Genomic DNA, 12,158 nt, shown 5'->3' on the forward strand with positions numbered 1-12,158 from the left:
GCCCGCAACCTGAGATGACCCGCGCAGACGATTTGAATCGGATTTCAACGACTTGCGAGGCAAAGCGGAATCGATGCCGCAAACTCTTGAATCAGGATGTGAGCCTACAGCTGCATCGCCAACGCGCAAACAAAAAAGCCCGCCGTCGCCGGCGGGCTTTCGATCAATGTCATCGCAACCGGCTTACTTGCAGGCGGCGCAGAAGCGCTGGATGCGGCGGCAGGCTTCCTCCAGCAAATCCTCCGAGGTTGCGTAGGAGATGCGGAAGTTCGGACCGAGGCCGAAGGCCGAACCGTGAACGACGGCCACACCTTCCGATTCCAGAAGCTCGGAGACGAAATCCTCATCCGTCTCGATCACCTTGCCGGAGGGTGCGGTCTTGCCGATCAGGCCCTTGCAGGAGGGGTAGACGTAGAAAGCGCCTTCCGGAACCGGGCAGACGATGCCCTTGGCCTGGTTCAGCATGGACACGACGAGATCGCGGCGGCCTTCGAAGATCTTCTTGTTGGCGGGAATGAAGTCCTGCGTGCCGTTCAGCGCCTCGACGGCCGCCCACTGGGCGATCGACGTGGCGCCCGAAGTCTGCTGGCCCTGGATCATGTCCATCGCCTTGATGAGCTGGATCGGGCCCGCCGCATAGCCGATACGCCAGCCGGTCATGGCATAGGCCTTGGAGACGCCGTTCATCGTCAGCGTACGGTCGTAAAGCTTGGGTTCGACTTCGACAGGCGTCACGAACTTGAAATCGCCATAGGTCAGGTGCTCGTACATGTCGTCGGTCAGCACCCAGACATGCGGATGCTTCATCAGCACGTCGGTCAGCGCCTTCAGCTCAGCATGCGTATAGGCAGCCCCCGTCGGGTTGGACGGCGAGTTGAAGATGAACCACTTGGTCTTCGGCGTGATCGCCTTCTCGAGATCGGCGGCCTGGAGCTTGAAGTTATGCTCCTGGGTCGCGGAAACGAAAACCGGCGTGCCGCCGCAGAGCGCCACCATTTCGGGATAGGAAACCCAATAGGGCGCCGGAACAACCACTTCGTCGCCGGGGTTCAGCGTCGCCATGAAGGCGTTGAACAGGATCTGCTTGCCGCCGGTGCCGACGATCGTCTGCTCCCAGGAATATTCCAGACCGTTCTCGCGCTTGAACTTGGCGGCGATCGCCTTGCGCAGTTCGGGAATGCCGGAAACCGGCGTGTACTTCGTCTCGCCGCGGTTGATTGCGTCGATGGCGGCCTTCTTGATGTTCTCTGGCGTATCGAAATCCGGCTCGCCGGCGCCTAGCCCGATGACGTCGCGTCCTTTTGCTTTCAGCTCGCGCGCTTTCTGAGAGACGGCGATGGTGGCTGAAGGCTTCACACGGGAAAGAGCATCGGCAAGGAAGGCCATGATATCGGTCCTAATGGTTGAAACTGGCAGAAAGCCGGGACCGGAGTTCTGCGGTTAGCTCTATGTCCAATGTATGACGGCATTTCAAGCGCAAAGGCGTGATGGGGGCAATGATTCTTATTGATCCTTTCGCCATACAGGCGAGACGGGGCTCTTGCCATTGATGCACGAGGATTAGAGTCAATACTCAGTTTGGATGAGTTGCTTTTTAAGCCGCTGCTGATGAACTGCCGGCATGACAAAGCCGCCCCGCAAGCCCTCCATGCCCCTGCGTCTCGCGCCGGACGACCTGGAATTGAATCCGTCCGAACGTCGGCGGGACGCGCAGGAGACGATCGACCGGGAAATGGCTGCTCGCAGCTACCTCAACCTCGACACGGCGATCCTGCTTGGAATTCTGCTTATTGCGGTCGTCTTTAGGTTCCACAAGATCACCTTGCCGCTGGTCGACGGCTTCAGCTGGCGCGAAATAAGCACGGCTATGATGGCCGACAATTTCCGAGAGCGCAGCTGGAACATCTTCTTTCCGGAGGTCAGCTGGACCGGGCCCGGACCAAGCTACCAGGGCCGCGAGTTCCAGATCGTCAGTTATATCACCGCCCTGCTCTATCAGCTCTTCGGCTGGCACGACTGGTTCGGCCGCGTGGTTGCAGCCCTCTTCGGACTGGTGACGGTGGTCTCGCTGCACAGGCTGACGGCGCTGTGCTGGGGTGAGAGGCATGCCCATGCGGCGGCGCTGGCCTACGCGCTGATGCCGGCAACGATCATGATCGACAGCTCGTTCCTTCCTGATCCCGCGATGCTGGCGTTGGTCACTCTTGGTGTCTGGCTGTTCGTCAAATTCTGGGCCGGGGGTAGCAACTGGCTCCTGCCGCTTGCCACGGCCAGCTTCTCGCTCGGCGCGCTGTCAAAGCCGCCGGGCATCGCTGCCGGCGCCGTCATCTTCTACCTGATGGTCTGCTGGATCGTAGAGAAGAAGAGAAAGCAGGCGGCCTGGGTTTTCGTGGCGGGGCTTTTGAGCCTGGCCATCATCGGCGCTTATTTCAGCTGGGCAATTTATCTCGGCCGCAGCTATCCACCGTTTCATATAGCCGGCAGCGGCGGCTATATCTGGGACCATGGCTTCTGGACATATGTCAAGAACAGGTTCTATTTCAAATCCGTATGGAACACCTCGGTCTATTGGTTCTACGGCTACCCGTTCATGGCGCTGTTCGCCATCGGCTTGTGGATGCCGCCCAGCCCCCCGGAGGACCCCAAGCAGCGCACCCTTTGGGTCACTCCCTATGTGTGGCTGGCGGCGGCCGTGATCCTTTTTCTGGCGGCAGCCGGCGAGATCACCAGCAATGTATGGAACTTCCACATCTTCCATGTGCCGGTCGCGATATTCTGCGGCCGCGGCGCACTTGTTTTGGCAACGCTTGCATCGAGAATCATTCCAACGACAGCGGTCGTGCTTCGCTTGATCTGCATCGTCGCCGTCGCGCTTGCCTGGTCGACGCTCCCCCTCGTCAGGATGATGAAGAAGCCGATCGCCATGAACGGAAAGCTGCTCGGCGACGAGCTGGCGCGCTTGGCGCAACCGGGCGACCTGGTCGTCGCCGTCGCACCCGATGTCGGCGATCCCGTCGCAGTCTATTACAGCAGGGCGCGCGGCTGGGTGTTCCCGCCTGGCGGGGGCGATGGCGAATGGGCAAAATTCGTCGCGGATGACGCGACCGCGATCGCGCAGCTCGAGGAACTGCGTGCGCAGGGCGCGGATCTGTTTGGCGTCGCCAAGAACGCCACCGACGACGACGACCGGCTGTTCGTCCAGCATCATCACGGGGTCATTGATTATCTGGACAGGACCGCAACCAAGCTGGTGGATACGGATAATTTGCTGGTCTACAGGATGACCCGTCGATAAGAACCCCGACCGACCGGGCTCGACGGTTCGGCCTCGCATTCGCCTTCAACCTGCGACTCGGCCAACACTTTCGCGGTGGTGACGATCGCGTTTTTCGTCACCCTATGTCTTTTGAAATCAGACCGATCAGCGGATTTCGTCATCGCCACGAATAAGCCGCAACAAATGCCGCACGCCGCCGCAATTCGGTCGCGAGCGCGCCGAGATCGAAGCCGCATCATTGCGTTATCCAAAATTGGTTATTGAGGGTACGCCAATGTTTGTGGAAGATGAGCTCGCCATCGGGCGCATGCGCATGCGCCGGATTTCCATTTCATTTCTTGTCGCTGCCACTGCTTTTGTCGCCTGCCTCGCCGCGATGCTGGGACTTGCCTCCGCCGCGCGCGCCGAGGCGCAGCAGGCAGCCGGCCAGCTTGCAGCGCTTGTCCGGCCGAACGACGTCAACAGCGGCTCGCTGCTCTTCCCGTCGAAGGAGCCCGGCTTTTATGTCGAGGCGCCGCGGCTGAAGACCGACGTCACCATCGATGTCTCCGGCCCGATCGCCAGGGTGAAGGTGACACAGCGCTTCCAGAACCCGAGCCAGGGCTGGGTCGAGGGTACCTATGTCTTCCCGCTGCCGGAGAATTCCGCGGTCGACGCGCTGAAGATGCAGATCGGCGAACGCTTCATCGAAGGCCAGATCAAGCCGCGCCAGGAAGCCCGTGAGATCTATGAGCAGGCCAAGGCCGAAGGCAAGAAGACGGCGCTGCTCGAACAGCAGCGGCCGAACATTTTTACCAACCAGGTCGCCAATATCGGGCCTGGCGAAGAGATCATCGTACAGATCGAATATCAGCAGACCGTCCACCAGTCGGGCGGCGAGTTTTCGCTGCGCTTCCCGATGGTCGTCGCTCCGCGCTACAATCCGGCGCCGATCGTCCAGACCGTCGAGTTCAACAACGGCGCCGGCTTCGCCACGCCGCGCGATCCGGTGGAGAATCGTGAGAAGATCGAAGCCTCGGTGCTCGATCCGAGCGAGAATGCCAAAATCAACCCGGTCTCGCTGACCGTCAATCTCAAGGCCGGCTTTCCGCTCGGCGACGTCAATTCGTCCTTCCATGCGGTCGATATCCGACAGGACAGCGACCAGGCGAGGACGATGAGCCTGAAGGGGGACGCCGTTCCCGCCGACAAGGATTTCGAGCTGACCTGGAAGGCCGCTCTCGGAAAGACGCCGAGTGCCGGGCTCTTTCGCGAGGTGAAAGATGGCAAGACCTATCTGCTCGCTTTCGTCACCCCGCCGACGGCGCCGGATGCGGCAGCAGCGCCGACAAAACGCGAGGTGGTCTTCGTCATCGACAATTCCGGCTCCATGTCCGGCCAGTCGATCGAGCAGGCAAGGCAGAGCCTGGCGCTCGCCATCTCCAGATTGAGTAAGGACGACCGCTTCAACGTCATCCGTTTCGATGACACGATGACCGACTATTTCAACGGCCTCGTCGCCGCCTCGCCTGATAACCGGGAAAAGGCCATCACCTACGTCAGGGGCCTGAGCGCCGACGGCGGCACGGAAATGCTGCCCGCTCTTGAGGATGCGCTGCGCAACCAGGGACCAGTGGCAAGCGGCGCGCTGCGCCAAGTCGTGTTCCTGACCGACGGCGCGATCGGCAATGAGCAGCAGCTCTTCCAGGAAATCAGCGCAAACCGCGGCGATGCCCGCGTCTTCACCGTCGGCATCGGCTCGGCGCCGAACACTTATTTCATGACCAAGGCTGCCGAGATCGGCCGCGGCACTTTCACCGCGATCGGCTCGACCGACCAGGTGGCCAGCCGCATGGGCGAGTTATTCGCCAAGCTGCAGAATCCCGCCATGACCGATATCGCCGCGACCTTCGAAGGCACGCAAGCCGAGGACATCACGCCGAACCCGATGCCGGATCTTTATAGCGGCGAGCCCGTCGTGCTGACCGCGGAGCTGCCGCGGGACAAACCCGCCGGCAAGCTGCAGATTGTCGGCAAGACGGGCGATCAGCCCTGGCGTGTCGAGATGGATATCGCTCACGCCGCCGACGGCAACGGCATCTCCAAGCTCTGGGCGCGGCGCAAGATCGATGATTTCGAAGCCCGCGCCTATCAACGCCAGGATCCTGCCGCGCTCGACAAGGATATCGAAACGGTGGCGCTTGCCCACCACCTGGTCTCCCGCGTCACCAGCCTCGTCGCCGTCGACGTCACCCCGTCGCGACCGGCAAACGAGCCGCTCGGCGCGGCGAAGCTGCCGCTTAACCTGCCCGACGGTTGGGATTTCGGGAAAGTGTTGGGCGAAAATGCTGCGCCGCTTGGCGGCGGCCAAGACCATGGCTCGATCACGCCGACCGAGAGCGCCGGACCGCAGCAGGCTGCCGCCGTCATCCGGGGGCGCGGCGCATCGCCCGAGATCGCGAACCTGATGGCCGCCGCTCCGACCGCAAAGGCCGCCACCATGATCGCGCAGAAGACCTCGACCGTGAACCTGCCGCAGACGGCGACCCGCGCCGACGAACAGATCACGCGCGGGCTTACCATGCTGCTTTTGGCCCTGGCGGCGGCAATCGGACTGGCCGTATGGCGCCGGCGCCTCAAAGGCGTCTTCACCACCGGAGGCAGGCGCAATGGCCTATAGTCGCCCCACCGGCAGCAATGAGGAAGCGGCTGAATTCGAGCCGCTTCCGACCTACCTGGAACTTGCCATGGCCGCGGCCACAGCCCACGACAGACCGAAGGCGCGCCGGAAGAAGGGCTTCTTCCTCTGGCGTCTTTCGTCGATCGAAAAGGCAATCGCCATTGGAATTGCCGGCCTTGCGCTTTACGGCCTGGCGCTGATCGGCGATGGTTTCCTGCTGAAGGCGAAGGCAGAGCTTTCCCAGGTCCTGCTGAAACGCGCCTTCGCTGCCGAACTGCGGGGCGAAGCGGCGAAACCATGGCCCTGGGCGGATTTCACCACGGAAGCCAAGGTGCGCGCACCGCGCCTCGGCAAGGAGGCAATCGTGCTTACCGGCGCCTCCGGCGAAGCTCTCGCCTTTGGCCCCGCCTGGCTCGCCAACACGCCGCAGCCAGGCGACGAAGGCACCGCGGTGATCGCCGCCCATCGCGACACTCACTTTCGCTGGCTGCAATATATAAAACCGGGCGACGCCATCGAAGTCACCCGCCGCGACGGCAAAGTCCTGACCTTCAAGGCCGGCGAAGGCCGCATCGCTCCTTGGGATGCCAGCGGCATCGACCCCGCCGCCGACGGCCGCCACTTGGTGCTGACCACCTGCTGGCCCTTCGACGCGACCGAACGCGGGCCGCTGCGCTACATTCTCGAAGCCGAACTGGTCGATGGCGAGACGACAGGTTCCGTTCAACCGGCAAACACAAAGCCGTTATTGCAGGCCGAATGAGGGTTGAACCCCTCCCCCGTCCGCTCCAGCTTTGAGGCTGAAGAGACGACGGGGAAACAAGATGAAGAGACTGCCCGCCCTCCATTTCGCCGCAGCGCTTATTTTGTTCGGCGCCGTGTCGGCTGACGCCGCCGATACCATCAACACACAAGGCCCCACGGTCCGTGTCGAAAAGCTCGCCGGTGGGCTCGACCATCCCTGGGCGGTCGAAGTCTTGCCCGATGGCGCCTATCTCGTCACCGAGCGGCCCGGCCGCATGCGCATTATCCGCGACGGCAAGCTGTCCGAGCCAATTGGAAACGTGCCCAAGGTCAGCGCCCGTGGCCAGGGGGGGCTGATGGATGTGGCGCTCGCGCCGGATTTTGCGACCTCGAGAAAGCTCTATTTCACCGCCGCCATTGCCAAAGCCCAGGGCTCCGGCACCGAAGCCTTCAGCGCCACGCTGTCGCGTGACGAAAAGCGACTCGACGCCGTCACACCTGTTTTCACCATGCGGCGCTTCACCTCCGGCAACATTCAGTATGGTTCGCGCATCGCCATCGCCCCTGATGGCACGCTGTTCATCAGCGTCGGCGACCGCGGCGACCGCGATCGATCCCAGGACTGGCAGGACGACGCCGGCTCGATCATCCATATCAATGCCGACGGCAGCATTCCAGCCGACAATCCGTTCAAAGAGGACAAGGCGCTGCCGGAAATCTGGTCGAAAGGCCATCGCAATCCGCAGGGCATCACCTTCGACACCAAGGACGGCAAACTCTATACCGTCGAACACGGCGCGCGCGGCGGTGACGAGATCAACCAGCTTGAGGCAGGCAAGAACTATGGCTGGCCGATCATCACCTATGGTCGCGACTATTCCGGCGCGGAAATCGGTGAAGGCACCGCCAAAAAAGGGCTGGAGCAGCCGCTGTATTACTGGGATCCGTCAATCGCCCCGGGCGCGCTCGCCATCTATCGCGGCGCCATGTTTCCGGAATGGGACGGCGACTTCATTGTCGCGGCGCTGAAGTTCCAGTTGCTGTCGCGCCTGCAACGCGACGAGAGCGGCGCCTTCGTCGCCGAAGAGCGCCTGTTCGAAGGCGAATACGGCCGCATCCGCGATGTCATCGTCGCGCCCGACGGCGCACTGCTGATGGTGACGGACGAGGATGACGGCGCGTTGCTCAGGATTTCGCGCGCTGAGGCCGATAACGGCTGACAGATCATAGCGCCCCGCGCAGCTCCTTGCGGATGACGAATTTCAGCCCGGACCAGATCTCATCGATGGCGCAAACCTTGACGTCGACGAGACTGGTCGGAAGGAGGATCTCCCGCAGCACATCCTCGGTGACATCGGTCGGCACCCGCGAACTCTTTTTGGGCCAGGAAATCCAGAGCATACCGTCCGGCTTGAGAACATCGAAGAGCTTAGTCGCGACAGCCTCCAGCGCCGCCCGTTCGGTCACAAACAGATGCACATAGTCGAATTCTCGCCGAGGTGTTTCAGGAAGCGCGCGAACCACCGAAGCGAAACGGTCGAAACCATTGATGTCGCCAATCGTTTCGGGAATGTCGAGAAGTGCGGACGCCTGCCCACGCGCGAGCCCAAGTTTTTTCGCGAGCGGGGTGCCGGAATAGCCTGCCGTCCCCGATGTCGCTGTCGTATCGCCGGGCAGCCGGCCTTGTTCGCGTCGCATCCCGCCATCTCCGCCAATAGGCATGAAGTCTTCACCCTTGCCGAAAGGAAACGCAACTGTTAACCGCTGGGGATATATACCCTTCCCATCGAGGCCGACATGACGCGCGTTCAGGCGAATCTCCTCCTATTGCTTGCAGCCGCCATCTGGGGCGGCGGCTTCGTCGCGCAGTCGACGGCGATGAAGGCGATCGGCCCCTTCTGGTTCATCGGCCTGCGTTTTGCCGTCGCCACATTTGCCGTGCTGCCTTTCGTCCTTTTCGAAGCGCGCAAGGCCAAGGCAAAGACAAGCAAGCGGCATGCGGGGCTCTACGTGCTGACCGGCCTTGCCCTTTTCGGGGGCGCCGCCACGCAACAGGTGGGACTGCAGACGACGACGGTGACGAATTCCAGCTTCATCACCGGTCTCTATGTCGTCTTCGTGCCGCTGATCGCCGTGCTCTTCTTGCGCCGTGCCCCGCATTGGATCATCTGGCCGGGCGCCCTGACGGCCGTCGCGGGCATCTACCTCCTGTCCGGCGGTCATCTCTCGGCGCTGACGTCAGGCGATCTGCTGACCGTCGTCTGCGCCATCTTCTGGTCGATCCAGATCACCCTTGCCGGCACGACGGTTTCCGAGACCAAAAGGCCGCTCGCGCTTTCCGCCACACAGTTCGCCGTCACCGCGGTCTGCGCGCTGGCGATTGCGGCCGCCGCCGAACCGATCAGTCTCTCGTCGGTGTGGACGGCAGCCCCTGAGATTCTCTATGTCGGCATCTTCTCCTCTGGCCTGGCCTTCGTGCTGCAGGTGATCGGCCAGCGCTACACCACGCCCTCGCAGGCGGCGATCTTCCTTTCTTCCGAAGCTCTTTTCGGCGCATCGCTCGCAGCGCTGCTGCTCGGTGAGTCCATGTCGGCGATGGGCTATACAGGTTGCGCGCTAATGTTTATCGCTATGCTTGTGGTCGAACTCGTGCCGAGCTTCGCCCGCCGCGGCCTGGGGGCCGTCTGAACACGCGTCCAAATATGGGTGGATGGCCAATCCGAAAAAAAATTCACGGAACCGGAAAGACGCGTTCACGTTGCATTTTTGGCAAAATCTGCTCGAAATTTATATTGCAGACGATACAAAAAGTTAATCATGCGCCCTCGGCGAAGGAAATTTTGCGTTTCTGCGCAAATTGGCCGTTGGCGGGAGTGTGCCCTGAACGACACGTTAAAAAACTTTTGCTTGCCAAAATCCCGGAAACGCCGCACTCTCGCCTCGTTCGGGCATTTTGCGAGCATGGGAAGTCCTTAAGTATTTGCGCGCCGGAAACGCTAATATTCCGGTCAGCCGGTTCCAAAAAAGGCAGGCGAAAGTCCTGTCTGGGGCAGGCCGAGGTAGAGGGGACCTTTTTCTCACATTTCAAGAATTGCCTGCCAACACCTCCCGCAAGGAGGCAATGCTATGATGCTGCCCGTGTGGATGGCGGGCAGAGAGAAAAGGACCTGACGCATGGCCGAAACTGGCACTGTAAAATTCTTCAATACCGACAAAGGCTTCGGCTTCATCAAGCCGGACCGGGGCGGCGCCGATATCTTCGTTCACATTTCTGCCGTCCAGGCCTCCGGGCTGGCCGGTTTGACGGAAAACCAGAAGGTAAGCTTCGACACGGAGCCGGATCGCCGCGGCAAGGGCCCCAAGGCCGTCAATCTGCAGATTGCAGGCTGAACCCTTAACAAGGCTGTCGAATTTCGAGTTGAAGCCCGGCAGCAATGCCGGGTTTTGTCATTCAGCCTTCGTTCAGCTAGCGGGCTGTACCTCTAGCATCATCGAGAAAGGAACCGGGGTTCGGTTCCCGGGATTAGGATTTTATGCTGATGAACAGGCTCGCAAAAACTCTTCTGCTGACGGCAACCGCTGCTGCACTTACCCTTTCTGCGATTGGCGAGGCATCGGCCGGCGATCACCATTGGCGCCATCATAATAACAATGACGCCCTCGTCGGCGGCGCGGTCGGCCTCGCCACCGGCCTGATCGTCGGCTCGGCGATCGCCAATGCCAATAACGGCCCGGTTTACGATGAACCCCGCTACATCGACCCGCCCTACGAGCCCAGCTATTACGAGCCCGCTCCGGTCTATCGCGCCCCGCGCCGCGTCTATGTCGAGCAGCCGCAATATGTCGAAGAGCCGCGATATTATGCGCCGGTCCGCACCGCCGTGGAGCCCTGGTCGCCGCAGTGGGAGCGTTATTGCTCTTACCGCTATCGCTCCTTCGACCCGCGCAGCGGCACTTACATCGGCAACGACGGCCGCAGCCATTTCTGCACCGCCGGCTAATCCTCCGACAATTCATCATGAAGCGCCGCTCCTGAGCGGCGCTTTTGTTTTTGGCTTCGTCAGCCGGCCTTCTTCTCCCAGGGCATCGTCTGCACCTCGGCATCCGGCTCGAAATCGGTCGAGACGCTGACGGCGCGCCATTCCCAATCGGCCGCGATGCGCGCGGCATCGGCCTTCTCGACATTGCGCACCGCATCGCTGCCGAGCAGCAGCCGCAACGGCGGCTCGTGGAGACCGGCGATATGGAGGACGACCGCCGCCGCTTTGGCAGGGTCGCCAGGCTGGCGTCCGTCATATTCACGCTGGAAGCGCACCGTGGCTCCGACGGTCTCCGCATATTCCGCCCGCCCCTCAGCAAGCACCGTCGAGGCGCCGGCGAAATCCGTCCGGAAGCCGCCGGGCTCGATCACCGTCACCTTGATGCCGAACGGCGCGACCTCCTTGGACAACACTTCCGAAAAGCCCTCGACAGCGAATTTCGCCGCCGAATAGGCGCCGCGCCCGGCAGGCCCGATGCGCCCGCCGACGGAGGAGAACTGGATGATATGCCCCGCTCCCTGTCCACGCATCAGGGCGATCACCGCCTTGGTCATGATGATCGTTCCGAACAGGTTGGTCTCGATCTGGGCGCGGAAATCGGCAAGGCTGGTATCCTCGATCGAGCCGACATTGCCGTAGCCGGCATTGTTGACGAGCACATCGATGCGCGCGAACCGCTTCACGCCGGCCTCGACCGCCGCAGCCGCCGCCGCTTCATCGGTCACGTCGAGCGCCAGCGTCAGCACCTGGCCGCCATAGCGCTCCGAGAGATCCGCAAGCTGGAGGGGATCGCGTGCCGTCGCCACCAGACTGTCGCCGGAGGCCAGAACCGCCTCCGCCAGCGCCCGGCCGAGACCGCGCGAACTCCCCGTAATCAACCAGACCCTCGACATCGGAAACCTCTCCTTCATTGGCTCCCGACCCATGTAGGTTCTATTCTTTCCAATCGAAAGAAGGTACCGGAACGATCCATACACACCTCGAGGTAACTGAAGTGGCCGGCGACATATTCGATTTCTGTTGCGATATGACGGATGAACAGGATGCGCGGGCGCGCGCCTTGATCGAGCGGGCGGCGGCAAAATGGCCGCTGCGTATCCTGCATGTGCTCTCCGATGCAGGCGCCCCTCTGCGCTTCTCGCGCCTCATGGAACGGGTCGAGGGCATCAGCCAGAAAGTGCTGACCCAGACGCTGCGCACGCTCGAAAGCGACGGCCTCATCATCCGTACGCTCTATCCGCAAGTGCCGCCGCGCGTCGAATATGAATTGACGCCGCTCGGCCGCGACCTCCTCGTGCAGGTCGCAACACTTTGGCGGTGGATCGTCGAGCGGCTCGGCGACTTCGACGCGCGCAAAGCCGTCAAGCTCGCGGCAACGAGCGCCTAAGCAATCAAAGGAATAGGGTGACGCTGTATTCGGTTCGGAATTGCGTTGAAA

General features: G+C 61.9%; 11 protein-coding genes. 8 read left to right on the plus strand and 3 right to left on the minus strand.

Annotated elements, in window-relative coordinates; all coding sequences use genetic code 11:
- Positions 1 to 183: 183 nt before the first annotated feature.
- Positions 184 to 1,386, minus strand: a complete 1,203-nt coding sequence (locus tag AMC88_RS15460) for a pyridoxal phosphate-dependent aminotransferase (protein ID WP_012484631.1) — start codon at positions 1,384 to 1,386, stop codon at positions 184 to 186.
- A 235-nt stretch (positions 1,387 to 1,621) separates the two neighbouring features.
- Between AMC88_RS15460 and AMC88_RS15465 the strand changes: the two genes are divergently transcribed.
- From AMC88_RS15465 to AMC88_RS15480, 4 genes are all read left to right on the plus strand, one after another.
- Entirely contained in the window at positions 1,622 to 3,295 is a 1,674-nt protein-coding gene (locus AMC88_RS15465) for an ArnT family glycosyltransferase (protein WP_064822464.1), read from the plus strand.
- A 256-nt stretch (positions 3,296 to 3,551) separates the two neighbouring features.
- Positions 3,552 to 5,936: a marine proteobacterial sortase target protein gene (locus AMC88_RS15470; RefSeq protein WP_012484633.1), complete on the plus strand. Its 2,385-nt coding sequence runs from the start codon at positions 3,552 to 3,554 to the stop codon at positions 5,934 to 5,936.
- Entirely contained in the window at positions 5,926 to 6,699 is a 774-nt protein-coding gene (locus AMC88_RS15475) for a class GN sortase (protein WP_010018330.1), read from the plus strand. Before AMC88_RS15470 ends, AMC88_RS15475 begins: the two co-directional genes overlap by 11 nt.
- Positions 6,700 to 6,760: 61 nt before the next feature.
- Entirely contained in the window at positions 6,761 to 7,900 is a 1,140-nt protein-coding gene (locus tag AMC88_RS15480) for a PQQ-dependent sugar dehydrogenase (protein WP_012484634.1), read from the plus strand.
- 4 nt (positions 7,901 to 7,904) lie between these two features.
- On the opposite strand, the gene AMC88_RS15485 is transcribed toward AMC88_RS15480, so the two are convergent.
- Positions 7,905 to 8,378, minus strand: coding sequence for a hypothetical protein (locus AMC88_RS15485; protein ID WP_012484635.1), 474 nt, complete (start codon positions 8,376 to 8,378; stop codon positions 7,905 to 7,907).
- Positions 8,379 to 8,477: 99 nt separating this feature from the next.
- Here AMC88_RS15485 and AMC88_RS15490 point away from each other — a divergent pair, with 99 nt between their 5' ends.
- The 3 genes from AMC88_RS15490 to AMC88_RS15500 all read left to right on the plus strand — a co-directional run bounded on the left by AMC88_RS15490 (position 8,478) and on the right by AMC88_RS15500 (position 10,681).
- The gene (locus AMC88_RS15490; RefSeq protein WP_064825493.1) at positions 8,478 to 9,368 is read left to right on the plus strand and encodes a DMT family transporter; all 891 of its coding nucleotides are present in this window, start codon (positions 8,478 to 8,480) and stop codon (positions 9,366 to 9,368) included.
- A 486-nt stretch (positions 9,369 to 9,854) separates the two neighbouring features.
- Positions 9,855 to 10,070, plus strand: coding sequence for a cold-shock protein (locus AMC88_RS15495; RefSeq protein ID WP_003561293.1), 216 nt, complete (start codon positions 9,855 to 9,857; stop codon positions 10,068 to 10,070).
- Positions 10,071 to 10,219: 149 nt separating this feature from the next.
- Entirely contained in the window at positions 10,220 to 10,681 is a 462-nt protein-coding gene (locus AMC88_RS15500; protein WP_004680172.1) for a BA14K family protein, read from the plus strand.
- A gap of 59 nt (positions 10,682 to 10,740) precedes the next feature.
- Here the strand turns inward: AMC88_RS15500 and AMC88_RS15505 are convergent, their stop codons facing one another.
- On the minus strand, positions 10,741 to 11,613 hold the full coding sequence (locus AMC88_RS15505; RefSeq protein ID WP_012484638.1) for an oxidoreductase: 873 nt from the start codon (positions 11,611 to 11,613) through the stop codon (positions 10,741 to 10,743).
- Between the two features lie 17 nt (positions 11,614 to 11,630).
- On the opposite strand from AMC88_RS15505, the gene AMC88_RS15510 reads away from it, so the two are divergent.
- The gene (locus tag AMC88_RS15510) at positions 11,631 to 12,107 is read left to right on the plus strand and encodes a winged helix-turn-helix transcriptional regulator (RefSeq protein ID WP_012484639.1); all 477 of its coding nucleotides are present in this window, start codon (positions 11,631 to 11,633) and stop codon (positions 12,105 to 12,107) included.
- The last annotated feature ends 51 nt before the right edge of the window (positions 12,108 to 12,158 follow it).

The organism is Rhizobium phaseoli (genome assembly GCF_001664385.1).
Lineage (GTDB): Bacteria > Pseudomonadota > Alphaproteobacteria > Rhizobiales > Rhizobiaceae > Rhizobium > Rhizobium phaseoli.